Genomic DNA, 25524 nt, shown 5'->3' on the forward strand with positions numbered 1-25524 from the left:
AGTAAACGAGATAACGAGGTGAACCATGGCATCAGGCTGGGCAAATGACGACGCCGTGCAGGAGCAAATCGACAGCACGATTAATGATGCCATCGCGCGGGCGCGAAATGAGCTTTCATCGGGTGAAAGCAACAAATTTTGTGAAGAGTGCGGAGAGCCAATTCCGGAAGCGCGTCGGCAAGCGGTTGCGGGGGGGAGGTACTGCGTAAAATGCCAACAAGATAAAGATTTACATAACAATACATTTTCAGGATATAATCGCCGCGGATCTAAAGATAGCCAGCTTCGCTGACCGTCACTTACCTTTCATTACCGCAGATCGCGTTATCTTTTCGCGCACGTTTTTTGGCAAACTGAGTGGCAAAATGTGCCCTTACCGCCCCCTGAACTTCGCTTCAATCCGTTTTCTCTTCACGGGCTAAAATAATTTATTAATATTCAATAAATTAATAATCATTCAAAAAATTAGATTGAGATTGTTAATTTCCTTCGATTTTATCTCTCGCTCAAAACCGTGATACTTCTCACATCGACGGAACATCGTCACCTGTACAAGACAACCTACGAGAGATTAATTATGAAAACTATCAAATATGCTGCCGCCGCCATCGCCCTTTCCGCTCTGTCCTTTGGTGCTTTCGCCGCTCAGCCGGTAACATCGGCTCAGGCAGAAAGCATGAACAAAATCGGTGTGGTTTCCGCTGAAGGCGCAACGACGCTGGATGGTCTGGAAGCTAAGCTGGCAGAGAAAGCCGAAGCCGCTGGCGCAACCGGCTACAGCATCACTTCTGCTAACACCGCTAACAAAATTAGCGGTACCGCGGTTATCTATAAATAATCGCCACAAATTCCTGTAGCAAGTAAGACCCTGTAATGCCACTGTTTCAACCCTGTAAGACCCTTTAATACCCTTGCCTTGCCCGTCCATCCCACTGGACGGGCTTTTTTTTAATCAACAAGAATAATTTTCAACGCAAACAGCATCGCAACCGCAATGACGCACAGATTCAGCTCACGCCATCTTCCACAGAAGATCTTCATAATGCAGTAAGCCAGAAAACCAAGCGCAATCCCCTCGGTGATAGAGAACGTGAAAGGCATCATTACCGCCGTAATAAAAGCCGGAACTGACTCGGTAAAATCATCCCAGTCAATACGGGCGAGGCTGGATGTCATCAACACGCCAACGAAAATTAAGGCTCCAGCCGTTGCATATCCCGGCACTATTTCAGCCAGCGGCGAAAAAAACATCACCAGCAAAAACAAAACGCCAACAACCACCGCTGTAAGACCGGTCCGGCCTCCCACCGACACACCGGCCGTACTTTCGATATAAGCGGTCACCGACGAAGTACCAATAAAAGCACCGGCCACTGAACTCAAACTGTCAACATACAGCGCCTTATGCATATTAGGGAATTTACCCTCTTTGCCAATTAAACCCGCTTTATCCGTCACGCCGATTAGCGTCCCTGAAGAATCAAATAGATTAATCAGCATGAATGAGAAAATAATACCAGCCAGATCCAGCGATAGGGCACCTCGTATATCCACTTCGCCAATCACCCCGCTAATACCAGATGGAGTAGAATAAACACCATTAAAATGAACATCGCCAAAAAATAAACCACAACATGATGTGACGACAATTGAAACCAGCACTGCGGCATGGAAGTTTCGTGAAGACAGAACGGCAATAATAAAAAAACCAACAATCCCTAATAACACGCTATGCGAACTCAAGTCGCCAATGGCAACTAACGTATCTTTATTTGCAACAATGACACCTGAATTTTTCAGCCCCATCATTGCAATAAACAACCCTATTCCACTGGTGATACCTATGCGCAAACTTATTGGGATGTTTGCAATCATCCAGTAACGAATGCGAAAAAGCGTTAATAAAAACAACCCCACAGCGCCCCAGAATATTGCGCCCATCGCTGTCTGCCAGCTCATCCCCATCGCCCCAACAACCACAAAGGCGAAAAAGGCGTTTAGCCCCATTGCTGGTGCCAGTGCAACAGGAAGATTTGCAATAAGCCCCATGGCAATGCTACCAATACCGGCAATCAAACAGGTGGTGACAAAAACGACCTTCGCATCCATATGCGCTGCAGCTAAAATTTGCGGATTAACAAAGACGATATAAACCATCGTTAAAAACGTAGTGAGCCCAGCTATCACCTCTGTGCGCACACAGGTATTATGCTGCTGTAGTTTAAAAAAATGGGAAAGACTGCCTACACTCTGATGAATGTTTTCGCTGCGTTCATTTTTCATGTTTTTCATCCGCTGATGAAGAATAATTTTATGATACATCCACTGACTTTACTCTTTTTAAATCATACCTGACTCATAATTCAGTGATAGCTATCACATCGTAAAAATCTATTTATCGATAAAATAAAAAACCACCACAGATGATAAAATGATAATTAAAAAATCAATTTGATAAATCAAAATGAGAAAATAAAATGATAAATAAAATTAACTTTAAATATCACCAGATTAGTCGTCAAAACAGACAAGAATTGCTCGCCGTATCACGTAGCGAGGGTGTTGCAGATTATATTATTGATAATGTCACTGTACTTGATTTAATTAATGGCGGGAGTTTCGCAGGCCCCATAGTGATAAAAAACCAGCATATTGCCGGTATTGGCCCAGAGTATGCCGATGCCCCGGCTCACCAGCGTGTCGATGCCCGCGGAGCAACAGCAGTACCAGGCTTTGTTGATGCCCATTTGCATATTGAGTCGAGCATGATGACCCCCGTAGCTTTTGAAACGGCAACTCTGCCGCGCGGCCTGACAACCATCGTTTGCGATCCCCATGAAATCGTCAATGTGATGGGGGAATCCGGCTTCGCCTGGTTTATTCGCTGTGCCGAGCTGGCCCAACAAAATCAGTATATTCAGGTTAGCTCCTGCGTCCCTGCCCTGAAAGGTTGCGATTTAAACGGTGCCGACTTTACCCTTGAACAAATGCTCCGCTGGCGCGACCATCCCCTGGTCACCGGGCTCGCGGAGGTAATGGACTATCCCGGCGTTATCGCCGGAGAGCGTGAAATTGCGGATAAAATAGACGCGTTCCGTACTCTGACGATTGACGGTCATTGCCCGGGACTGAGCAGCAAAGCGCTTAATGCATATGTTGCCGCTGGCATCGAAAATTGCCATGAAAGCTATTCTCAACAAGAGGGCCGCGAAAAGCTACGGGCGGGAATGGGATTAATGATCCGTGAAGGATCCGCTGCGCGAAATCTCGATTCGCTCGCGCCGTTAATCAATGAAATGAACAGCCCACAATGTATGCTTTGTACCGACGATCGTAACCCCTGGGAAATTGCTCATGAAGGTCATATCGACGCGCTTATCCGCCGCCTTATTAACCAACACAATGTACCGCTACATGTCGCTTACCGTATTGCCAGTTGGTCAGCCGCGCGCCATTTCGGCCTGAAACATCTCGGACTGCTGGCACCGGGAAAACAAGCGGATATCGTCCTGCTTAGCAATCCTCAGCAAGTTGAGGTACAGCAAGTGTTTATTAAGGGAACTCCTGTCGATGAACACGCATTACTGCGCGCCGAGTCTGCAACATTAGCAAAAACGCATCCTCCCTTAGGCAACACGGTTGTACGCCAGCCGGTATCCGCCGCCGACTTTGCCTTCAATTTCACTCCCGGCAGGCGCTATCGCGTGATTGAGGTCATTCCTAACGAGCTGATCACCGGCAATGGAGAGAGCCTGTATACCGGGGAAGGGTTTGATCGAGAAGATATCTGCTTTATCAGCGTTCTGGAACGTTATGGCAAGCAAACGCCGCCCGCCTGCGGTCTACTGAGCGGCTTTGGTTTACGTGAAGGGGCACTGGCGGCAACCGTTAGCCATGACAGCCATAACATCGTTGCCATTGGCCGTCGCGCGCAAGAAATGGCCACGGCGGTAAATCAGGTTATCTCAACCGGCGGCGGATTGTGCGTCGTCCATAATAACCAGGTCATAGCTCATTTGCCGCTACCTGTCGCCGGGTTAATGAGCACCGAAACGGCACAAACGCTGGCGCAGCAAATAGGTTCGCTCAAAGCCGCAGGTAAACTCTGTGGCACTCTTCCCGACGAACCTTTTATCCAGATGGCGTTTTTATCACTACCGGTTATCCCAGCGCTCAAGCTAACCAGCCAGGGACTCTTTGATGGCAGTAAATTCGATTTCACTTCGTTGGAAATCACTGAGTAAAGCAGCGCCGCCCGCAATGGCGGCGATGATTACCAGTGCTCAGCCACTTTCGCCAGCCCCTGTTCCAGAGTGGCTGTTTCCCCGGCAGCCACCAGGCAGCAGGCCAGCTGGATTCTCAGCGACAGGGGTAGCGGTTCGCGCCCTGCCACACAGCGTTCAATCCAGCGTGCGGTCACCTCCGGGTCTTTTGACTCTGGTAGCGCAACAGCCTGTGCTGTACCAATATCCTGACGCTCGTTCAGCACACGCGTTCCTTCTGCATCAATCAGGCTAATCTGCGGGCAGCGTTGCGGGTTAGCATAGACTTCGCCTTCAGTACCGTGCATCAGCAATGCCCGTCCGCCGATTTCAGTAAAGAATTTTGCCACTCGGGTGACGTATTCAGGATGAGAGACGCTCGACAGACGCAGCGCCGCATCTTCCGCGAACGGCGTCGCCAGCTTGGCCAGCGTGTGCGCACTGTTGCGCACGCCCATACGCCAGCGTATCGATAACTGTTTCTCCAGCGCTGGACAAAGCACACCTATCGGGATGTAAACCGGCTGATGGATGTCCAATCGCGCCTGGGCCTGACCCGCGTGTAGCGTGGCCGGAATCCCCATCAGCTCGAAAATCGTTTCAGTGAGCACGCGGGTTGGATCATGACTCACGCCGTGCACCACCACCGGGAAACCGAGTTTGTGCAGCAGGATGGCGATCAGCGGGGTCAGGTTTGCCTGTTTGCGCGCACCGTTATAGCTGGGGATAACGATCGGCATAGGTTTACCCACCGGCGGCGTCAGGCTTAGCGTCTGCTGCTGCATCGCCTCGTAGAAGCCCTTCATCTCCGCTTCGCCTTCACCCTTGATGCGCAGGGCAATAAGAATGCCGCCCAGTTCGAGCTCGGGCACTTCGCCGTTAAGCATCCGCGAATAGAGCGCGCGGGCCGTTTCGACATCCAGGTCACGGGCGTGGTTTTTCCCCCGCCCTACTTCTTTAATGATCTTGCTGTAGTCCATCGAAGGCTCCTTTGAGCTTCTCACATCGTCGACATTGCACCATTAACGCCGTTTGCGACGCGTCGGTTTTGCTTTAGTTTTTACTATAACCTCAGGGACGGTAGGCTGCTCTATCGGAAATACGGGTAATGCGTTCAATAAGCGTTGGCCGTAGTTTTTGGTCAACAGTCGCTTATCGTAAATCACCACTTCCCCCCAGCAGCTATGGCTACGGATCAGGCGTCCCACCTGCTGAATCAGGTTGAAGGAAGCACTCGGCAGACTTTGAACTTCGAACGGATAGCGATTGAGGCTTTTGAGCCATTCGCCTTCGGTAATCACCACCGGGCTGTCTATCGGCGGGAAGGCGATTTTGTGGATATGAACCTGGCTCAGCAGCTCGCCTTTTAAATCGAGTCCTTCGGCAAAGGATTGCAGCCCGACCAGTACGCTTCGTTCTCCACCTTCAACGCGCTTACGGTGCACTTCCACCAGCCGATAGCGCGGCTTATCACCCTGCACCAGCAGCAGCAAGCGCAAATCGGTCACGTGCTCAAGAAAACGCTGCATCGCTCTTCCGCTGGCAAACAGCACCAGCATGCCAAGATGCATTTTACTCTCAACCTGCTCGCGGAAGTATGCCGCCATCTCGGCGATATGCTGTTCTTCGTGGTCAATAAGCGGTTCGTAGTGCATCTGCGGGATGACAATTTTACCCTGTTCGACGTGGTTAAACGGTGAATCCAGCGCCACAAAGCGGTCTCCCGCCTTCTCTTTCAGTCCGCTCATCTCCTGCAAGCGAGAAAAGCTATTCAGCGAACGTAGCGTCGCCGAAGTGACAACAATATGTGGGACGCTGCGCCAGAGCAGCCTTTCCAGCTGATCGCTGACGCGGATCCCCACGCAGTGGAACCAGATATGCATCTGACCGTCACGCAGGTCGCGGGTGGCCCATTTGGTCACCGGCGCGCCTGAAGACTGCGCCAACGATGCCAGACGCCACAGTTTGCTCTGACTCTCAAACATCCCCAGCGCGCGGTTCATCTGCAGCAGAACCCGGTGTAGACGCACCACATCATGACTGCCTGTTTTTTCGCCAAGATCGTTGAGGAACAGCTCCGCCAGCCCACGCAACGTTTCCGTCAGCTTCGCCAGCCGCTGGCAGATCTCCATGACTTCCTGCGGCAGCTCGCCCATTGGAAAGCGGTGTTCCGCTTCCTGACCCGCAGGCATATACAGGTTAAGAATATTATTTAGCGAGGAGATAAGCTCAAACAGCTCCTCGCAGTGCGCGTTCAGGCGCTCAGGATTCGCCAATGGTGGTGTGGTTTTAGGCCGGAACTGTTCCATGCAGGTGGCGACCAGCTTGGTGAACAGATCCAACTGCAGGCGATACCACGGAGCGGTGATTTCAGCGCTCATTTCCAGCGCATCACGGGCGACATCCGGCAGGTGGTGACCTTCATCAAGCACCAGCAGTAAATTCTTCGGATCCGGCAGCACCGCCTCGCTCTCCATTGCCGCCATGACCAGTGCATGGTTTGCCACCACCACTTCGGCTTCCTGAATTTCTCGCCGGGCGACAAAAAATGGGCATTCGCGATAATAGTGGCAGTTGCGGTTCAGGCAGCTGGCTTTATCGGTGCTCAGACGGCTCCACAGCGAATCATCTATGTTTTTATCGGTGTGATCGCGCAGGCCATCCCATTTATAACTATCAAGATCCGTTTTAAGCGTCGCGCACAGCTTCTGCTCCGCCTGGTTATTCGGTGTGAGGTCGTCATCAAGGAAGGCGAGCAGGTCCTGCTGTGTCGGGTCCGTACTGGCGAGAGCGGCCAGGTTACGCGTACAAACGTAGCGCCCACGACCAAAGGCGGCGGTAAATCGCAGGTCGGGGATAATTTTACGCAGCAGCGGCAGGTCTTTACTGTAGATCTGGTCCTGCAACGCCACGTTGGCGGTGCTGACTACCAGCGTTTTTTGCTCTTCACGGGCAATCGCGATGCCGGGGATCAGGTATGACAAGGTTTTGCCGACGCCAGTGGGAGCCTCAATCGCCAGATGTCGCCCCTCTTCCCCGGCAAGCGTCTTCGCGACATCGGCGATCATCTGCCGTTGCGGGGGACGGGGAATAAAGTCCGGAATCTGTTCCTGAAGCGCCTTATACCAGGCGGCGATTTGCGCTTTTAGCGCAGCGGTCAAAGCCATGAGAGAACCTGAATACTGTATAAACAGCCACTATTGTGCCATTTTTTCGCTAGCGGAAGGAACGTCTTTCTAAACAAACTGGAATCACGCTCGAGGTTTGACACGAGCGGAGGGAGTTCCGGGCAAAGATTCTTGCCCGGATAAACAAACCTGAGGCACTGATCGCTCAACCACCGCGATAACTACAGGAACGAGGTAATACCGTTACTCAGCCGACGCCGGTTTGCGCGGGCGACGACGGCGTGGAGGTTTACCGTCTGCAGTACGTGCTTTCGGCGCTTCACCATCGTTGCGGCGCGGGGCGGACTGCTGGCTACGACCCTGGCTCTGGCCGCGGCTCTGGCTTTGGCCACCACGCCCCTGGCTCTGACCACCACGACCGCCGCCGCCACGCTGCTGGCGACCGTTCTGAATTGGCTCTGCCTTAATGGAAGGATCCGGCTCGTAGCCTGCAATGGCGATACGTGGGATCTCTTTTTTCAGCAAGCGTTCGATATCATGCAACAGCTTATGCTCGTCAACGCAGACCAGCGACAGCGCTTCGCCAGTTGCAGCCGCACGACCGGTACGACCGATGCGGTGCACATAATCTTCCGGTACGTTTGGCAGCTCGTAGTTCACTACGTGCGGTAACTCCTCGATATCCAGACCGCGAGCGGCGATGTCGGTTGCCACCAGCACGCGGATGCCACCGGATTTAAAATCTGCTAATGCGCGGGTTCGTGCGCCCTGGCTCTTGTTACCGTGAATCGCGGCGCTACGGATGCCGTCTTTATTGAGCTGTTCAGCCAAGTGGTTGGCGCCGTGCTTAGTACGGGTAAAGACCAGCACCTGCTGCCAGTTGCCTTCGCCGATCATCTGCGACAGCAGCTCGCGCTTGCGTTTTTTATCAACAAAATGCACTAACTGGCTCACCTGCTCAGAGGCAGTGTTACGGCGGGCGACTTCAATTTCCAGCGGGTTATGCAGCAGCTTTTCCGCCAGCGATTTAATGTCGTCAGAGAAAGTTGCAGAGAACAGCAGGTTCTGGCGTTTTGGCGGCAGCTTCGCCAGCACGCGGCGAATATCGTGAATAAAGCCCATATCCAGCATACGGTCGGCTTCATCCAGCACCAGCACTTCAACCTTATCCAGGCTAACCGCGTTCTGGTGCTCAAGATCCAACAGACGACCCGGCGTGGCCACCAGGATATCAACGCCGCTGCGCAGCTTCATCATCTGCGGATTAATACTCACGCCGCCGAAAACCACCAGCGAACGAATATTGAGATATTTACTGTAATCCCGCACGTTCTCGCCAATCTGGGCTGCCAGCTCGCGCGTCGGAGTCAGGATCAGGGCGCGCACCGGACGACGACCTTTAGCATGCGGTTCTTGTTGGATCAGATGCTGAAGCAGCGGCAACGTAAAGCCTGCCGTTTTACCGGTGCCGGTCTGGGCGCTGGCCATCAGATCGCGACCCTGCAATACCGCAGGAATCGCCTTCTGCTGGATAGGGGTTGGCTCAACATAGCCCTGTTCAGCGACGGCACGCAGGATTTCAGGATTCAGGCCAAGGGAATCAAAAGACATAACAACTCCGAACCGCCCCGGCCCGTCACAGGCATAGTTTTCAGGGAGATTATTGCGAAAGAGATGGCAAAAACCACAATGCCATGAAGTGGCGCAGTCTAGCAGATTTTGTGACGAACCGCATAAAATATCCCCCAGCGTTTTATCTGCAAAACAATGCTCGCTTGCGCTGCGATGAATTAAGTATTCACCATTATGGACAGTTTCGCGAATTGGTCATACTCTTAATCAATCGATTGATTAACTTTAGGCGCGCGATGACGACGACACCCATTACCAGCAAAGGCGAGCAGGCGAAAATCCAGCTTATCGCTGCCGCTATCGCCCAGTTCGGTGAGTACGGCCTGCATGCTACTACCCGTGATATTGCCGCTCAGGCCGGGCAAAACATCGCGGCTATTCCTTACTATTTCGGTTCCAAGGACGATCTGTACCTCGCCTGCGCCCAGTGGATTGCCGACTTCATCGGCAATAATTTTCGCCCTCATGCGCAGGCGGCAGAAATGTTGCTCAGTGTGCCTGAACCGGATAAAGACGAGATTCGCGCGCAGATCCTCGGGGCCTGCCAGAATATGATCCGACTGCTGACTGAAGACGGCACGGTGAACTTGAGTAAATTCATCTCCCGTGAACAACTGTCGCCGACCCGTGCCTATCAGTTAATCCACGATCAGGTCATTGCCCCACTACACTGCTATCTGACAAGACTGATCGCGGCCTTCACCGGCCTTGAGGCAGACAGCACGCAAATGGTCCTCCATACCCATGCGCTGCTCGGCCAGGTTCTCGCATTTCGCCTTGGCCGCGAAACCGTTCTGCGCCGCGCCGGTTGGGCCGAGTTTGATCAAGAAAAAACTGAACAAATCATTCAGGTCATCACCTGCCACGTTGATTTCGTTCTGCAAGGATTATCGCAAAGGAGTCTGGAGTCATGAAAAAACCGCTCATCGTCGTTCTACTGCTTCTCCTGATGGCTACTGTGATTGGCGGCGGCTGGTGGTGGTACCAGAGCAGTCAGCAAAAAGAGCTGACGCTTTATGGCAACGTTGATATTCGTACCGTTAACCTGAGCTTCCGTGTGGGTGGACGGCTGGCATCGCTGAGCGTCGATGAGGGCGACGCGATTAAAACCGGGCAAACGCTGGGCGAACTGGATCGTGCCCCTTATGAAAATGCTCTTCAACAGGCGCAGGCCAACGTTTCTACGGCCCAGGCGCAGTACGACCTGATGATGGCGGGCTATCGCTCGGAAGAAATTGCCCAGGCCGCCGCCTCAGTTAACCAGGCGCAGGCGGCTTACGCCTATGCGCAGAACTTCTATCAACGCCAGTTGGGGCTGCGTAAAAGCAGCGCCATCTCCGCGAATGACCTTGAGAACGCGCGCTCCTCACGCGACCAGGCACAGGCCACGCTGAAATCAGCCCAGGATAAACTGCGCCAGTACCGCGCCGGTAACCGTCCGCAGGAGATAGCCCAGGCCAAAGCCAGCCTCGAACAGGCTCAGGCCGCGCTGGCGCAGGCGAAACTCGACCTGCACGATACCACGCTGATCGCGCCGTCCGACGGCACCCTGATGACCCGCGCCGTGGAGCCAGGCAGTATGCTCAGCGCAGGTGGCACGGTGATGACGCTATCATTAACCCATCCGGTTTGGGTACGCGCCTACGTCGATGAAAAAAATCTCGGCCAGGCCCAACCGGGGAGTGAAGTCTTGCTCTATACCGATAGCCGTCCGAATCAACCTTACCGTGGCAAAATCGGCTTTGTCTCTCCTACGGCTGAATTTACGCCGAAAACCGTCGAGACCCCGGACCTGCGCACCGACCTGGTTTATCGCCTGCGGATTGTGGTCACCGATGCCGACGGCGCGCTGCGTCAGGGGATGCCGGTGACCGTCGCTTTCAGCAACGGAAACGGCCAATGAGCGAAGACGTTATCACGCTGCGCGGTCTCACCCGGCGTTTCGCCGGCATGGACCGCCCGGCCGTCGCACCGCTGGACTGCACCATTCACTCCGGCTATGTGACCGGACTAGTTGGCCCCGATGGCGCAGGGAAAACTACCCTGATGCGTATGCTCGCCGGTTTGCTCAAAGCCGACAGCGGCAGCGCACAGGTCATTGGTTTTGACCCCATTGCTGACGATAGCGCCCTGCACGCGGTGCTCGGTTATATGCCGCAAAAGTTTGGCCTGTATGAAGATCTGACGGTGATGGAAAACCTGACCCTCTACGCCGACCTGCGCAGCGTGACTGGCGAAGTGCGGGAGAAAACTTTCGCCCGGCTGCTGGAATTTACCTCCCTCGGCCCTTTTACTGGCCGACTGGCGGGCAAACTTTCCGGCGGCATGAAGCAGAAGCTTGGCCTCGCCTGTACTCTCGTCGGCGAACCGAAGGTGCTGCTGCTGGATGAACCCGGCGTCGGCGTCGACCCCATCTCACGCCGAGAACTGTGGCAAATGGTCCACGAGCTGGCGGGCGACGGGATGCTGATCCTCTGGAGCACCTCCTATCTCGACGAAGCCGAACAGTGTCGCGACGTGCTGCTGATGAACGAAGGCCAGTTGCTCTATCAGGGCGCGCCAAAAGAGCTGACCCAGACTATGGCCGGGCGTAGCTTTTTGGTTTCCAGCAGCAAAGAGAATAACCGCCGCCTGCTCCAACGCACGCTGAAGCTGCCGCAGGTGAGCGATGGCGTGATTCAGGGCAAATCGGTGCGCCTGATCCTCAAAAAAGAGTCCAGTATCAGCGAAGTACAAAACGCAGCCGACATGCCACCGCTGGAGGTAGCTGAAACCGCGCCGCGCTTTGAAGATGCGTTCATCGACCTGCTGGGCGGCGCGGGTACGGCTGAATCGCCGCTGGGGAAAATTATCCACACCGTGGAAGGCTCCCATGAGGACACGGTGATTGAAGCGCAGACTCTGACCAAAAAATTTGGTGATTTTGCCGCCACCGACCACGTCGATTTTCAGGTCAAGCGTGGAGAAATCTTCGGACTCCTCGGCCCTAACGGCGCGGGCAAGTCCACCACCTTTAAGATGATGTGCGGCCTGCTGGTCCCCACCTCCGGCAAAGCACTGGTGCTGGGGATGGACCTGAAAGTCAGCTCTGGAAAGGCACGCCAGCATCTGGGCTATATGGCACAGAAATTTTCGCTGTATGGCAATCTCACCGTTGAGCAGAACCTGCGCTTTTTCTCCGGCGTTTATGGCCTGCGCGGCAAAGCGCAGAACGAAAAAATCGCCAGCATGTGCGAGGCGTTTGGCCTGAAAAGCATTGCCCGGCAGGCCGCCGACGACCTGCCGCTCGGCTATAAGCAGCGCCTGGCGCTGGCCTGCTCGCTAATGCATGAGCCGGATATTCTGTTTCTTGATGAGCCGACTTCGGGCGTCGACCCCCTCACCCGCCGCGAATTCTGGCTGCATATCAACAGTATGGTGGATAAGGGGGTGACGGTAATGGTCACCACCCACTTTATGGATGAGGCAGAGTATTGCGACCGTATCGGTCTGGTCTATCGCGGTAAACTTATCGCCAGCGGCACGCCGGACGATCTCAAAGCGATGGCAGCGGATGATGAACAGCCTGACCCGACGATGGAACAGGCATTTATTACCCTCATCCACGACTGGGATAAGGAGAACGCCAGTGAGCGCTAAAATCCTGGCATGGCGGCGCGTGCGCGCCCTGTGCGTCAAGGAAACGCGGCAGATCGTCCGCGACCCCAGCAGTTGGCTGATTGCGGTGGTGATCCCGCTCCTGCTGCTGTTTATCTTTGGCTACGGCATTAACCTCGATTCCAGCAAGTTACGGGTTGGCGTATTGCTGGAACAGCAGAGCGAAGAGGCGCTGGATTTCGTCCATACCATGACCGGTTCGCCCTACATTGACGCCACAATTAGCGATAACCGCCAGCAGCTGATTCAAATGATGCAGGCCGGGCGGATCCGCGCGCTGGTGGTGGTTCCGGTCGATTTCGACCAGAAAATGGCTCGTCCCGGCGACGATGCGCCAATCCAGCTTATCACCGACGGTAGCGAACCAAACACCGCCAACTTCGCCCAGGGCTACGTCGAAGGTATCTGGCAAATCTGGCAACAGCAGCGGGCGGAAGATCGCGGCGAAACCTTCGAGCCGCTCATTGACGTGCAGACACGCTACTGGTTTAACCCGGCCGCTATCAGCCAGCATTTTATTATCCCCGGCGCGATTACCATCATTATGACGGTGGTTGGCGCGATCCTGACGTCACTGGTAGTGGCTCGCGAGTGGGAGCGCGGCACCATGGAGGCACTGTTGTCGACCGAAATTACCCGCGCCGAGCTGCTGCTGTGCAAACTCATTCCCTACTATTTCCTCGGCATGCTGGCAATGCTGCTGTGCATGCTGGTAGCGGTGTTTATTCTCGGCGTGCCGTTTCGCGGTTCGCTGGTGATTCTGTTTTTTATCACCAGCCTGTTTTTGCTGAGCACGCTGGGGATGGGACTGCTGATATCCACCATCACTCGCAACCAGTTTAACGCCGCCCAGGTGGCGCTGAATGCCGCATTCCTGCCGTCAATCATGCTGTCCGGGTTTATTTTTCAGATAGACAGTATGCCAGCGGTGATCCGCGCGGTGACCTACGTGATCCCGGCGCGCTATTTTGTCAGCACCCTGCAAAGCCTGTTTCTGGCGGGCAACATTCCGGTGGTGCTGCTGGTGAACACGATGTTTTTAATCGCCTCAGCGGTAATGTTTATTGGCCTGACGTGGATAAAAACCAAACGTCGGCTGGATTAGCTTTCCTGCACGCTTTTCCCCGGGGGCGGCGCAAGCGCCTTGCCCGGGCTACCAGGGCCGCACGGGTTTGAATTTGTAGCCCGGACAGGTGCGCCAGCACCGCCTCCGGGGATCACAAAGAGAGAATAGATATGTTTCATCGCTTATGGACACTAATCCGCAAAGAGCTGCAATCGCTGTTGCGCGAACCGCAGACGCGGGCGATTTTGATTATGCCGGTGCTGATTCAGGTGCTGCTGTTCCCCTTCGCGGCAACCCTGGAAGTGACCAACGCCACGATTGCCATCTACAACGAAGATAATGGTAAGCACGCGGTAGAACTGACCCAGCGCTTTGCCCGAGCCAAAGCCTTCACCCATGTCCTGCTGCTGAAAAGCCCGCAGGAGATAAGGCCCACCATCGATGAACAAAAAGCGCTGCTGGTCGTGCGCTTTCCGGCAGATTTCTCACGTAACCTCGACACTAACCAGACCGCCCCGCTCCAGCTTTTGCTCGACGGACGTAACTCCAACAGCGCGCAGATTGCCGCCAATTACCTCCAGCAGATCGTTAAAAACTATCAGCAGGACCTACTGGAAGGTAAAGCGAAGCCGAACAACAGCGAGCTGGTGGTGCGCAACTGGTATAACCCGAACCTCGACTATAAATGGTTCGTGGTGCCGTCGCTGATCGCCATGATCACCACCATCGGCGTGATGATCGTTACGTCACTTTCCGTTGCCCGCGAGCGTGAACAGGGGACTCTCGATCAGTTGCTGGTTTCGCCGCTGGCGACCTGGCAGATTTTTATTGGCAAAGCGGTCCCGGCGCTGATTGTCGCCACTCTGCAGGCGACCATCGTATTGGGGGTTGGCATCTGGGCCTATCAAATTCCTTTTGCTGGATCGCTACTGCTGTTTTACTTCACGATGGTTGTTTATGGCTTATCGCTGGTAGGATTCGGGCTGTTGATTTCGTCGCTGTGCTCGACGCAGCAGCAGGCGTTTATCGGCGTGTTCGTCTTTATGATGCCGGCGATCCTGCTTTCCGGCTACGTATCACCGGTAGAGAATATGCCGCAATGGCTTCAGGACGTGACCTGGATTAACCCCATTCGTCACTTTACCGATATCACTAAGCAAATCTATCTGAAGGATGCGAGTCTGGAGATTGTGTGGGGAAGTTTGTGGCCGCTATTGGTCATAGCGGCCACTACCGGCTCAGCGGCATACGCGATGTTCCGCAGAAAGATCGCGTAATACCCGTCATCGTTCAAGCCACAACTGCGTTGGCTTATTACTCGGCCCATCCCTGGGCCTCGCCCCTTCGGGGCCGCTCCAGGCAGCGTTCAAATCTGCTCCCGGCAGATTTGTCACTCACCCCAGTCACATAGTTATCTATGCTTCTGGGGATTCGCTGCGTTGCCGCCTTGTTGTAGCCCGAACGATTTAGGGTATCCGTTTTTATCTTTCGCCAGCAACGAAACCACTGCCGGGCCTGCCAGTATCACCAGCCCGGCGAGGGCCAGCAGCAGGTTATTGTGCAGCACGCGCGACAACAGCCATAGCGCGATAACCGCCGCACCGAAGTACCATGTGGTGGTGAGTTCTTCAAGGAAATCACCCACATCACGCCAGCGCTCTTCGTGATGACGCTGCAAAAACAGCATCGACAGTAACGTGACGCCGTACAGCACGCACAAACCTAATCCGACGCGAACCAGCGCGCCGCTCATCCAACCCATCACCAGTACTGCCACGACCAGTAGATGCAACATAATCTGCCAGCAACTAAGACCCGTTGCGACGCGTACACGTTGTTGCCACTTCATGGCTTCTCTCCTGAAGGATTTTTCTCTGCTACTCAGAGTACCGCACTTTACGGAAAATTCCGTATCACCGCATCTTTTTGTGACCTCTACTACACTATTTCATTCAGGAAAGTGACATTGACTGGAGAAATATGGACGAACAAACGCCGCGATTTTCGTTGAACGTGTTAACAATTAACACCCATAAAGGCTTTAATGCGTTTAATCGCCGCTTTATTTTGCCTGAATTGCGCGAAGCAGTACGCAGCGTCAATGCCGATATCGTTTGTCTGCAGGAGGTGATGGGGGCGCATGAAATTCACCCGCTGAATATTAAGAACTGGCCGGAGACCCCACACTATGAATTCCTTGCCGACACGATATGGAACGATTTCGCCTACGGGCGTAACGCGGTCTACCCACAAGGGCATCATGGCAATGCGGTGCTCTCACGTTTTCCCATCGCGCATTACCAGAATCTTGATGTATCCGTCGGCGATAGTGAAAAACGCGGTCTGCTCTACTGCCGCATCGTGCCGCCAGAAAGCGAGATAACTCTTCATCTGATTTGCGTGCACTTGGGACTGCGCGCGAATCAGCGCCATGCTCAGATGATCATGCTGGCGGATTGGGTGAACAGTTTGCCTGCGGGCGACCCGGTGGTGGTCGCGGGTGATTTCAACGACTGGCGACAGCAGGCTAACCGGCAGCTAAAGGCCCAGGCCGGGCTGGAAGAGATATTCACCCGCGCCAGAGGGCGCCCGGTGCGTACTTTCCCGGTCAACTTCCCGCTGCTGCGCCTCGATCGCATCTACGTCAAAAATGCGCACGCCAGCCAGCCGAAGACGCTAGCCCTGAAACAGTGGCGTCATTTGTCCGATCATGCACCGCTTAGCGTGGAGATACATCTGTGAAATGCAGCTGGCAGGAAGGAAACCGCATTCAGCTATTAGAAAACGGCGACAATTATTATCCGGCGGTCTTTTCCGCGATTGGCCGCGCACAGCAGCGGGTCATTCTTGAATCTTTTATCTGGTTTGAGGATGACGTTGGCAGGCAGCTCCATACCGTGTTGCTGAAAGCCGCCCAGCGCGGGGTGCGCGTTGAAGTGCTGCTGGACGGTTACGGCTCGCCCGATTTAAGCGACGATTTTGTCGGCGAGCTAACCTCGGCGGGGGTCATTTTCCGCTACTACGATCCGCGCCCGCGCCTTCTCGGTATGCGCACCAACCTGTTTCGCCGGATGCACCGAAAAATCGTCGTTATCGACGACGTTACTGCCTTTGTCGGCGGCATTAACTACTCCGCTGAGCATATGACCGACTACGGCCCGGAGGCCAAACAGGATTACGCCGTTCAGGTTGAGGGCCCGGTGGTGCTCGATATCCTGCAATTTGAACTTGAAAACCTGCCCACTAGCGAAGCCACGCGCCGCTGGTGGCATCGTCGTCGACATAAGCCTGAAATCAACCGTAATCCCGGCGAAGCCCAGGCGCTATTTATCTGGCGGGATAACCGGGAGCACCGCGACGATATCGAACGCCACTATCTGAAGATGCTGACCAGCGCGCGCCGGGAAGTGATTATCGCCAACGCCTACTTCTTTCCAGGCTATCGGCTGCTGCACGCCATGCGCAACGCCGCCCGCCGCGGCGTTAGCGTCAAATTAATCGTTCAGGGCGAACCGGATATCCCAATTGTCAAATTCGGCGCGCGCCTGCTCTATCACTATCTGGTCAAAGGCGGCGTGCAGATTTTCGAATATCGCCGCCGCCCGCTGCACGGCAAAGTCGCGCTGGCGGACGACCACTGGGCCACCGTCGGCTCCAGCAACCTCGACCCGCTCAGCCTGTCGCTGAATCTGGAAGCTAACCTGGTTATCCACGACCGCGAGTTCAACCAGACATTGCGCGATAATCTTAACGGACTCATTGCCAACGACTGCCGCCAGGTCGATAAGAGTATTTTGTCGAAACGGACCTGGTGGCGGCTCGGCATCAGCGTGCTGGCATTCCACTTCCTGCGCCACTTTCCTGCCTGGGTGGGCTGGCTGCCTGCCCATACGCCGATACTGTCGCGGGTTCAGCCACCAGTGCAGCCAGAAATAGAAACGCAGGATCGCGTGGAGCCGGAAAATCAGGAGGTGAAATCCTGATGGCGAAATCACACCCACGCTGGCGAATGGTGAAAAAAACCCTCACGCTGCTGTTTTTTATCGCCGTCGCGGCGCTGCTGGTGGTCTACGCACAAAAAATTGACTGGCAGGAAGTCTGGAAAGTTATTCGCGACTATAACCGCACGGCGTTGCTGAGCGCGACAGGACTGGTTATCGCCAGCTACCTGATTTATGGCTGTTATGACCTGCTCGGGCGCGTGTATTGCGGCCACAAGCTGGCAAAGCGCCAGGTGATGCTGGTGTCATTTATTTGCTACGCCTTTAACCTGACGCTGAGCACCTGGGTGGGCGGTATCGGCATGCGCTACCGGCTCTACTCGCGTCTGGGCCTAAGCGGTGGAACCATTACCCGCATCTTTTCGCTGAGCATCACCACCAACTGGCTGGGCTATATTCTGCTCGGCGGCATCATCTTTAGCGCTGGAATGGTACAAGTCCCCGAACGCTGGTATATCAGCCAGCAATCGCTGCAAATTCTGGGCATCGTTTTGCTGCTGATTTCCGCGTTTTATCTGTGGGCCTGCGCTTTTGCTAAAAAGCGTCATCTGACGATAAAAGGCCAGCGCCTGGTGCTGCCTTCCTGGCGATTCGCGCTGTTGCAGATGGCAGTTTCCACCCTGAATTGGATGGCGATGGGGGCAATAATATGGCTGCTGTTAGGCCAGCAGGTTGACTACTTCCTCGTGCTCGGGGTGCTGTTGGTGAGCAGTATTGCCGGCGTTATCGTGCATATTCCTGCTGGCATCGGCGTTCTTGAGGCGGTGTTTATCGCGATGCTTTCCGGGGAAGAAATTTCACGCGGCGCGATTATTGCCGCCCTGCTTGCCTACCGTGCGCTGTACTACTTCCTGCCGCTGCTGCTGGCGACCATCGGCTACCTGATTCTGGAGAGTCGGGCGAAGCATCTGCGGGCAAAAAATGAGCGTAAGCTGGCGGGAGAGTAGTGAAGATTCCCCGGTGGCGCTGCGCTGACCGGGCTACAGGTTAACCGTTATCTGCGGTTTGGTAGCCCGGATAAGGCGCATCGCGCCGTCATCCGGGAAGGGTTTAGCGGCGGTTGCCGAAAATACGCAGCAGCATCAGGAACAGGTTGATAAAGTCCAGATACAGCGTCAGAGCGCCAAGAATCGAGTATTTACGCAGCATTGACGCATCACGAACATCAATCTGCTCGCCAATGTTTTTCAGCTTCTGGGTGTCATAAGCGGTTAAGCCGACGAAGATGACGACCCCGATATAGGTCACTGCCCACATCAGCGCTTCGCTCTTCAGCCAGAAATTCACCAGTGATGCCAGTAAAATACCAATCAGCCCCATAAACAGCATATTGCCGAAGCCGCTGAGATCGCGTTTGGTGGTATAACCGTAGAGGCTCATCGCGCCAAACATGCCGCCTGCGACCACAAAAGTGCTGGCGATTGACGAGTAGGTATAGACGATGAAAATGCTCGATAGCGTTAATCCAGTTAGCGCCGAATAGAGCATAAACAGCGTCGTCGCCATCCCGGCGCTAAGCCGTTGCACCATGCCAGAGAGCACGAAGACCAGCCCCAGCTGTGCGATAATCAACCCGTAAAAGGTGATTTTGCTGGAAAACACAAACATCATGACCGCTGGGGTATTAGCGGCAAACCACGCGATAAACGCAGTGAGCAGCAGCCCGACCGTCATCCAGCCATAAACCTGCGCCATATAAGTTTGCAGGCCGCTGCGGCCCTGCACGATTGAATCGGAACGAGGGTATCTGTCCATGACTATCTCCTGATTAACGAAATTTATCCTCTAAGCGTACCACACTACCAGCGTTCTGCCGCCTGTCTGTCGCTATCCCGCGCATCGACCCAGCGCTCCCCTTCCGGCGTTGCTTCACGCTTCCAGAACGGGGCTCGAGTTTTCAGATAATCCATAATGAATTCCCCGGCCGCAAACGCGCTGCTGCGATGGGCGCTAGTGACGCCGACAAAGACAATTTCTTCACCGGGCCACATCTCCCCGATACGGTGAATCACCGTTACCCGCCCCAGCGGCCAGCGCTCGCGCGCCAGTTCGACAATCTCCGCCAACGACTTTTCAGTCATCCCCGGATAATGCTCAAGGGTTAACGCTTTCACGCTATCGCCCAGGTTATGGTTGCGCACTTTGCCGGTAAACGTCACCACCGCGCCGTCTTCATCGCGTTCGGCAAGCCAGGGGTATTCATCGCCGACCTTAAAACGCTCATGGCCGACCACAATGCGGGTTTGCGTCATCTTAGCCTCCGGTAACCGGTGGGAAGAATGCCACTTCATCACCGGCTACCAGCGGATGATCAAACGAGGTCAGCGTCTGATTCACCGCCGCCAGCAGCTTACCCTCTTCCAGTGCCAGCGCCCAGCGGTCGCCACGCGTAACCAACTGTTGGCGAACGGCTTCAACCGTGGAAAGCCCATTCGGCTCGAGAGTCAGGGAATCAGTGCCGAGCAGTTCGCGCACCTGAGCAAAAAATAGAACGTTAATCATGGGTATCTTCCACTCTGAAATCGCCGGACTTGCCGCCGCTCTTCGCCAGCAGGCGCACCGGGCCAATCACCATATCTTTCTGCACCGCTTTGCACATATCGTAAATCGTCAGCGCGGCGACGGAAGCGGCAGTCAACGCTTCCATTTCCACGCCAGTTTTACCGGTCAAACGGCACAAGGATTCGATGCGTACCCGGTTATGTTCCGGCTGCGCCTGTAGATTGACTTCAACTTTGCTCAACATCAGCGGGTGGCACAACGGGATCAGCTCCCAGGTGCGTTTTGCCGCCTGGATCCCGGCGATTCGCGCGGTGGCGAAAACGTCGCCTTTGTGATGGCTGCCGTCGATAATCATGGCAAGCGTCGTAGCCTGCATCTCAACGTAGGCCTCGGCGCGCGCTTCGCGAACCGTCTCCGCTTTTGCGGAGACATCAACCATGTGCGCTTCGCCCGCGGCGTTAATATGGGTCAGTTGCGACATAAATTACTTCTTAAGATGAGAGATGAAATTGCAAGGACGAGTGCGCGCATCGAGTTGCGGCGCAATAATATTGTCCCATGCGGTATGACAGGCTTTGGTTGAGCCCGGCATCGCAAAAATCAGCGTGCGGTTCGCCACCCCAGCAACCGCACGGGATTGCAGCGTCGAAGTACCGATCTCTTCAAAAGAGAGCATGCGGAACACTTCGCCGAAGCCTTCAACTTCGCGGTCAAACAGCGGCAGCAGCGCTTCCGGCGCCTGATCGCCCTCGGTAAAACCGGTGCCGCCGGTGATCAACACCACCTGCACGTCATCGCTGGCGATCCACGCCGAGACCTGGGCGCGAATAGCATAACGGTTCTCTTTAACTATCGCCTTATCGACGACGGTGTGCCCCGCTTCCTGCGCCGCATCACGCAGCCAGTGGCCGGAGGTATCGTCCTCTTCGCCACGTCGATTTGAAACGGTAAGAATTGCAATACGGGTCGGGATAAACTCAGCGCTGGCCTGACTCATCTGTTCGCTCCTTAAAATGAATTATCCGCCAATATACGACAGGTTCTGCGTAATACCGGTGTTGCCCTGATGCAGGAAATGGGTTTGTTTTTTATGCGTTAACGCTTCGGAAATGCGTGTTTCCAGCTCGGCCTGCTGCTCTTCTTCAGCGAGCAGATCGCGCAGATCAACGCCACCTTCGCCAAACAGGCACAGGTGCAGTTTGCCAACGGAAGAGACGCGCAGACGGTTGCAGGTGGCGCAAAAATCTTTCTCATACGGCATGATCAGGCCGATTTCACCGGCATAATCCGGATGGCAAAAGACCTGCGCCGGGCCGTCGCTACGCTGGCGGATCTGATGGATCCAGCCGCGGCGCAGTAGCTCGTCGCGCAGCACCATGCCTGAGATATGATGGCGGCGGAACAGGTCGCTACCCTCGCCGGTTTCCATCAGTTCAATAAAACGCAGTTGAATGCGGCGCGGTTGGATCCACGCCAGAAAGGTGTCGAGCTGGTGATGGTTAACGTCGCGCATCAGCACGGTGTTGACTTTAACTTTCTCAAAGCCAGCAGCAAAAGCGGCATCGATGCCGTCCATTACCTGGCGAAATTTATCCTGGCCGGTAATGGCGTGAAACTGGCGAGCGTCGAGGCTATCCACGCTGACGTTAATCGCCGTCAGTCCAGCCTCGCGCCAGTTTTCAACATCGCGCGCCAGCCGGTAGCCGTTGGTGGTCACCGCAATCTGACGAATAGAGGGGTTTTCCCGCACGGCGGCGATGATATCGGTAAAATCACGACGTAGCGAAGGTTCACCACCGGTCAGGCGCACCTTTTCCGTGCCGAGTGCTGAAAATGCACGCGTGACGCGACGAACTTCATCGACGCAGAGAAAGCCTTTATTGGTGACGGCGCCAGGCTTGTAGCCATCGGGCAGACAGTAGGTGCAACGAAAGTTACACACGTCGGTAATAGACAGGCGCAGATAGTAAAACTTCCGCGCAAATGCATCGGTAAGCTGTGAAGCCATAGACACCTTTCCAAATACGGGAGACGCGGTCATTTCTTTCCGCGCCCTGGCGACAACCGGGGCTGTCACGGCCAAAGCACCATATCTTGCGACACAGGCACAGAGGCTAGAGTGTTAGTGGGTTACACCAAATAGTAGCGCGTTAAGTATGGTTTCGCCATACCCACATTTCGTTATGTAATGATGTATATAGCGGATATATATAGCTTTTTTTACGCTAAGTTAGTGAGAACACAGCGTAATCCCTCGTTCTGCTATTCGCCCTCCACCCGACACAAAACCGTCAGGTATTTTATGGTTACCCAGCAAAAAGTGATATTCTCGCCGCAGAAGCAAGGAAAGAGACTTATTCAATGAAAATAATAAGTTAACAGTTAACAATCGGTCTACAAAGGACGTAACACTACGATGAACCGATCTCTTCACGTTATCCTGGCCATGCTCACGCTTTGCAGCGGTTCCATCTTCGCCGCCGAGCCGTGTACCGGCAAACTTGCGCATGCCGAAACCGGCCATGACAACAGCAAGCTTATTTTGTCCTCAGCGAAACTGATTGAGAGCACGGAAAGAAAAGCCATTCTGGACGCCCTTCGTCCACAGGCTGCAAGCCAGGCCGGACAGGCGGTACGTATAAAAGTCGATCGCTTAAATATCAGCAACGAATGGGCCATTCTGGTCGGGGACATCGTCGCATCTGAGGGGCAAAAGCTCGACTGGTTACAAGCGAAAGATTGCGATGCCGACCTTGATAAAATGCTGTGGGTCATCCTGAATAAAACCGCCGGGCAATGGCGCGTAAAAGAGATGACGATCTGTGCGTCAGAACCGCCCTGGTGGTATTTCAACGATGCTGACCTCACTCTACCCTGTGAGGTTTATGCCGGACTGGAATCTCCTGAGGAGGGCCAGCCTTTTGACGATCTGGCGGCACGTTGCAGAGCGTTCAGAACACAACATTCCGTTGCGGCAAACCCCATAAAAAACGCTGAGCTTAGTACCCAGCAGAAACGTGAGGTCCTGAGGCAATTCCAGCTGTTCCAGCAAGCGCTGAAGACGAAAAATATCGCCGCAGTGAAGTCTTTTATCGTTTTTCCTCTTCAGTGGGAATGGCCAGCGTTCTGGCCCGAGCAGGATGACAACCCTCCCGAGGCAATCACCGAGGCGATATTTGATAAACATTCGGCAGATATACTGCAAGAAATGAGGAAATTGAGTTCGATCCCATCCGATGTGCTGACGCTGACCATCAAGGAGTATCGGGATAATGCATTATCGGCAAAGGAACAAAGTCGGAACTATCACCCCGCCGACGGCAGCGATGAAAATCGCTATTATTACGAGGAAAACGGCCAGAAACATTTTGTGAATGGCACCTGTGATGCCGTTGCCAGAGCTGAATTTACTGATGACGGGCTGTTTGCTGGTTTCGGAAGCGGATCGAACAAACAGTTGCCCGGCCTGTCGGAGCTTTGCGAGCATTCAACCAATTTCGAATTTGTGCTGCTCAACAACATGCTTCGTCTGAAGAGCGTCAGCTATGCGGGCTAGCATCGTTGATTTATGACAAGGCCTGGCAGACCTTGTCATCCTGCGTCATTATCGTCGATCTACAGCACCACCTGCTTTTCAAAGTCGCCGCCGTATTCAAGGTAGTGTTGTAGTGTTAACAGCCCCCGGCGTTTCGCCAGCCGCCATTTGCAGTAATGTCCTTCCCATTCATCAACAGGCGCACCGAACAGCAGAGTCAGGCGCGTCTTTAAATCCTGATAATGCTTTTTGATGTTATCGGCGTAGTCAGACTCCAGAAACTCATACTCTCCCCACTCATTTTCTGCGTAATAGACTTCAGCAAGCGTGATAATTGCACCAAACTTTATGTCATCCTTTTCGACCCTGTCAGCGCTGAGCACAACAAAAGCCGCTGGCATCATAGCGAGAAATAAGATCGTAAACAGGCTCGACAACCCAACCCCCACGCTTATCAATCAGCCCGTACTGACCTGATTCATCAGAAAAAGGAGCGATACTTAACTCAGATTATCTCGGTTGCAAATACAGGGGAGTTTCTGTCGCCAGGCGGCAGGGAATTAACTCGCACCGGGCAAATACGGTGAATGGATGGCTAAATTGCCGGCTAATATTATCACTGTGTGACACCCCCTCTTTTAGCAAATAGCCATGTCCAGAGCGTGCTACACAATAGATGTCAGAGGCCGAGCATCGTTTTTTAAGAAAAGATCGGTTACTGTGAGCCCGATTAATTGATATGAAGGGATTTTTATGCGCAATCGTACTTTCGCCGATCTTGATCGCGTAGTGGCTCTGGGCGGCGGACATGGGCTGGGCCGGGTAATGTCATCACTCTCCTCCCTTGGCTCACGCCTGACCGGCATTGTCACCACCACTGATAACGGTGGTTCCACGGGGCGAATTCGCCGCGCGGAAGGTGGCATCGCCTGGGGAGATATGCGTAACTGCATTAATCAGCTTATTGCCGAACCCAGCGTAGCGTCGGCAATGTTTGAATATCGTTTTAGCGGTAACGGGGAACTTTCCGGACATAACCTCGGAAATCTGATGTTAAAGGCGTTGGATCACCTGAGCGTGCGGCCTCTTGAAGCGATCAATTTGATCAGAAATCTGCTTAAAGTCGACGCTCTGCTGATTCCCATGTCGGAACAACCGGTCGACCTGATGGCGATTGACCACGAAGGGCATGAAGTCTACGGCGAAGTGAATATTGACCAACTCGCCTGCGTGCCGCGCGAATTGATGCTCTCCCCACCGGTTCCCACCACTCGCGAAGCGATAGAGGCTATTGCCGAAGCCGATTTAATCCTTATCGGACCAGGTAGCTTCTATACCAGCCTGATGCCCATTATCTTGCTCGATGAGATGGCGCAAGCGCTGCGCCGCACGCCCGCACCGATGGTGTTTATCGATAACCTCGGTAAAGAACATAGCCCTGCCGCCAGCCTGGCGCTGGCGGACCGGGTGGCCATTATGGAGCAACATATCGGCAAGCGGGTGATTGACGCGTTAGTGATTGGCCCGAAAGCGGACATCACAGGTATTGAGCATCGGGTGATTATCCAGACGCCGCTGGACGCCAGCGATGTCCCTTATCGCCACGATCGGCAACTATTACGCAGCGCGCTGGAAAAAGCGATTCAGGCATTAGGCTAATTCTCAAAGCAGCGTTATTCTGGCCACCAATCCAGCCAGGCTTAAAATCTTAAGGTTGTCTTAAAAAAACATCGGCAACATA

General features: G+C 54.2%; 25 protein-coding genes and 1 riboswitch. Of the genes, 13 read left to right on the plus strand and 12 right to left on the minus strand.

The genetic code is table 11. The annotated features are described in order from the left end of the window. Nucleotides 1-25: 25 nt before the first annotated feature. Both QVF11_RS06480 and ybiJ read left to right on the plus strand, forming a co-directional pair. A complete protein-coding gene (locus QVF11_RS06480) occupies nucleotides 26-292 on the plus strand; it encodes a DksA/TraR family C4-type zinc finger protein (RefSeq protein WP_287855776.1) in 267 nt (88 codons plus the stop codon). A 285-nt stretch (nucleotides 293-577) separates the two neighbouring features. Further along, a complete protein-coding gene (gene ybiJ / locus QVF11_RS06485) occupies nucleotides 578-838 on the plus strand; it encodes a DUF1471 family protein YbiJ (RefSeq protein ID WP_112214723.1) in 261 nt (86 codons plus the stop codon). 110 nt (nucleotides 839-948) lie between these two features. Here ybiJ and QVF11_RS06490 read toward each other — a convergent pair whose 3' ends face one another. After that, nucleotides 949-2283 carry an NCS2 family permease gene (locus QVF11_RS06490; RefSeq protein ID WP_112214735.1) on the minus strand — a complete coding sequence of 445 codons (1335 nt, stop codon included), beginning with the start codon at nucleotides 2281-2283 and terminating at the stop codon, nucleotides 949-951. 194 nt (nucleotides 2284-2477) lie between these two features. Here QVF11_RS06490 and adeD point away from each other — a divergent pair, with 194 nt between their 5' ends. Next, nucleotides 2478-4244, plus strand: coding sequence for an adenine deaminase (gene adeD / locus QVF11_RS06495; protein ID WP_287855779.1), 1767 nt, complete (start codon nucleotides 2478-2480; stop codon nucleotides 4242-4244). Nucleotides 4245-4273: 29 nt separating this feature from the next. Here adeD and ybiB read toward each other — a convergent pair whose 3' ends face one another. The 3 genes from ybiB to rhlE all read right to left on the minus strand — a co-directional run bounded on the left by ybiB (nucleotide 4274) and on the right by rhlE (nucleotide 9001). Then, complete coding sequence (gene ybiB, locus QVF11_RS06500) at nucleotides 4274-5242, minus strand: DNA-binding protein YbiB (RefSeq protein WP_287855781.1); 969 nt, start codon at nucleotides 5240-5242, stop codon at nucleotides 4274-4276. 42 nt (nucleotides 5243-5284) lie between these two features. Beyond that, nucleotides 5285-7429 carry an ATP-dependent DNA helicase DinG gene (dinG, locus tag QVF11_RS06505; protein ID WP_287855783.1) on the minus strand — a complete coding sequence of 715 codons (2145 nt, stop codon included), beginning with the start codon at nucleotides 7427-7429 and terminating at the stop codon, nucleotides 5285-5287. A gap of 204 nt (nucleotides 7430-7633) precedes the next feature. Then, the gene (rhlE, locus tag QVF11_RS06510; RefSeq protein ID WP_287855785.1) at nucleotides 7634-9001 is read right to left on the minus strand and encodes an ATP-dependent RNA helicase RhlE; all 1368 of its coding nucleotides are present in this window, start codon (nucleotides 8999-9001) and stop codon (nucleotides 7634-7636) included. A gap of 257 nt (nucleotides 9002-9258) precedes the next feature. On the opposite strand from rhlE, the gene cecR reads away from it, so the two are divergent. The 5 genes from cecR (at nucleotide 9259) to QVF11_RS06535 (ending at nucleotide 15022) form a co-directional block, all read left to right on the plus strand. Continuing rightward, nucleotides 9259-9936 (plus strand): transcriptional regulator CecR, encoded by a 678-nt coding sequence (gene cecR, locus QVF11_RS06515; protein ID WP_287855787.1) that lies wholly within the window; start codon nucleotides 9259-9261, stop codon nucleotides 9934-9936. After that, the gene (hlyD, locus tag QVF11_RS06520) at nucleotides 9933-10925 is read left to right on the plus strand and encodes a secretion protein HlyD (protein WP_287855789.1); all 993 of its coding nucleotides are present in this window, start codon (nucleotides 9933-9935) and stop codon (nucleotides 10923-10925) included. Before cecR ends, hlyD begins: the two co-directional genes overlap by 4 nt. Then, a complete protein-coding gene (locus QVF11_RS06525) occupies nucleotides 10922-12661 on the plus strand; it encodes an ATP-binding cassette domain-containing protein (RefSeq protein ID WP_142511963.1) in 1740 nt (579 codons plus the stop codon). Before hlyD ends, QVF11_RS06525 begins: the two co-directional genes overlap by 4 nt. Further along, the gene (locus QVF11_RS06530) at nucleotides 12651-13784 is read left to right on the plus strand and encodes an ABC transporter permease (protein WP_287855792.1); all 1134 of its coding nucleotides are present in this window, start codon (nucleotides 12651-12653) and stop codon (nucleotides 13782-13784) included. The genes QVF11_RS06525 and QVF11_RS06530 overlap by 11 nt, the downstream gene beginning before the upstream one ends. Before the next feature lie 131 nt (nucleotides 13785-13915). Beyond that, nucleotides 13916-15022, plus strand: coding sequence for an ABC transporter permease (locus tag QVF11_RS06535; RefSeq protein ID WP_112216977.1), 1107 nt, complete (start codon nucleotides 13916-13918; stop codon nucleotides 15020-15022). A 134-nt stretch (nucleotides 15023-15156) separates the two neighbouring features. Here QVF11_RS06535 and QVF11_RS06540 read toward each other — a convergent pair whose 3' ends face one another. After that, the gene (locus tag QVF11_RS06540) at nucleotides 15157-15594 is read right to left on the minus strand and encodes a YbhQ family protein (RefSeq protein ID WP_112216976.1); all 438 of its coding nucleotides are present in this window, start codon (nucleotides 15592-15594) and stop codon (nucleotides 15157-15159) included. 131 nt (nucleotides 15595-15725) lie between these two features. On the opposite strand from QVF11_RS06540, the gene QVF11_RS06545 reads away from it, so the two are divergent. From QVF11_RS06545 to QVF11_RS06555, 3 genes are read left to right on the plus strand one after another with little or no spacing between them, the layout of a single operon-like run. Further along, the gene (locus tag QVF11_RS06545) at nucleotides 15726-16487 is read left to right on the plus strand and encodes an endonuclease/exonuclease/phosphatase family protein (RefSeq protein WP_287855794.1); all 762 of its coding nucleotides are present in this window, start codon (nucleotides 15726-15728) and stop codon (nucleotides 16485-16487) included. Then, on the plus strand, nucleotides 16484-17728 hold the full coding sequence (gene clsB, locus QVF11_RS06550; protein ID WP_287855796.1) for a cardiolipin synthase ClsB: 1245 nt from the start codon (nucleotides 16484-16486) through the stop codon (nucleotides 17726-17728). The genes QVF11_RS06545 and clsB overlap by 4 nt, the downstream gene beginning before the upstream one ends. Further along, entirely contained in the window at nucleotides 17728-18693 is a 966-nt protein-coding gene (locus QVF11_RS06555; protein ID WP_112216973.1) for a lysylphosphatidylglycerol synthase domain-containing protein, read from the plus strand. Before clsB ends, QVF11_RS06555 begins: the two co-directional genes overlap by 1 nt. Nucleotides 18694-18796: 103 nt before the next feature. Here the strand turns inward: QVF11_RS06555 and QVF11_RS06560 are convergent, their stop codons facing one another. From QVF11_RS06560 to moaA, 6 genes are all read right to left on the minus strand, one after another. Further along, nucleotides 18797-19501 (minus strand): Bax inhibitor-1/YccA family protein, encoded by a 705-nt coding sequence (locus QVF11_RS06560; protein WP_110276765.1) that lies wholly within the window; start codon nucleotides 19499-19501, stop codon nucleotides 18797-18799. Between the two features lie 44 nt (nucleotides 19502-19545). Next, nucleotides 19546-19998 carry a molybdopterin synthase catalytic subunit MoaE gene (gene moaE, locus QVF11_RS06565; RefSeq protein WP_112216972.1) on the minus strand — a complete coding sequence of 151 codons (453 nt, stop codon included), beginning with the start codon at nucleotides 19996-19998 and terminating at the stop codon, nucleotides 19546-19548. A 1-nt stretch (nucleotide 19999) separates the two neighbouring features. Next, a complete protein-coding gene (gene moaD, locus QVF11_RS06570; protein WP_112216971.1) occupies nucleotides 20000-20248 on the minus strand; it encodes a molybdopterin synthase sulfur carrier subunit in 249 nt (82 codons plus the stop codon). Beyond that, nucleotides 20241-20729 carry a cyclic pyranopterin monophosphate synthase MoaC gene (moaC, locus tag QVF11_RS06575; RefSeq protein ID WP_112216970.1) on the minus strand — a complete coding sequence of 163 codons (489 nt, stop codon included), beginning with the start codon at nucleotides 20727-20729 and terminating at the stop codon, nucleotides 20241-20243. The genes moaD and moaC overlap by 8 nt, the downstream gene beginning before the upstream one ends. Nucleotides 20730-20732: 3 nt before the next feature. Beyond that, a complete protein-coding gene (gene moaB / locus QVF11_RS06580) occupies nucleotides 20733-21245 on the minus strand; it encodes a molybdenum cofactor biosynthesis protein B (protein WP_110276769.1) in 513 nt (170 codons plus the stop codon). A gap of 21 nt (nucleotides 21246-21266) precedes the next feature. Beyond that, entirely contained in the window at nucleotides 21267-22256 is a 990-nt protein-coding gene (gene moaA, locus QVF11_RS06585) for a GTP 3',8-cyclase MoaA (RefSeq protein ID WP_287855801.1), read from the minus strand. Next, nucleotides 22244-22382, minus strand: a riboswitch (molybdenum cofactor riboswitch). Its footprint overlaps the gene before it by 13 nt. Nucleotides 22383-22664: 282 nt before the next feature. Here moaA and QVF11_RS06590 point away from each other — a divergent pair. Further along, nucleotides 22665-23804, plus strand: a complete 1140-nt coding sequence (locus QVF11_RS06590; RefSeq protein WP_287855803.1) for a hypothetical protein — start codon at nucleotides 22665-22667, stop codon at nucleotides 23802-23804. Nucleotides 23805-24152: 348 nt separating this feature from the next. Here the strand turns inward: QVF11_RS06590 and QVF11_RS28605 are convergent, their stop codons facing one another. After that, the gene (locus QVF11_RS28605; protein WP_112216987.1) at nucleotides 24153-24281 is read right to left on the minus strand and encodes a WG repeat-containing protein; all 129 of its coding nucleotides are present in this window, start codon (nucleotides 24279-24281) and stop codon (nucleotides 24153-24155) included. Nucleotides 24282-24536: 255 nt separating this feature from the next. Between QVF11_RS28605 and yvcK the strand changes: the two genes are divergently transcribed. Then, on the plus strand, nucleotides 24537-25442 hold the full coding sequence (gene yvcK, locus QVF11_RS06600; RefSeq protein WP_110276771.1) for a uridine diphosphate-N-acetylglucosamine-binding protein YvcK: 906 nt from the start codon (nucleotides 24537-24539) through the stop codon (nucleotides 25440-25442). Nucleotides 25443-25524: the final 82 nt, after the last annotated feature.

Source organism: Klebsiella sp. (assembly GCF_027492335.1).
GTDB lineage: Bacteria > Pseudomonadota > Gammaproteobacteria > Enterobacterales > Enterobacteriaceae > Klebsiella > Klebsiella huaxiensis.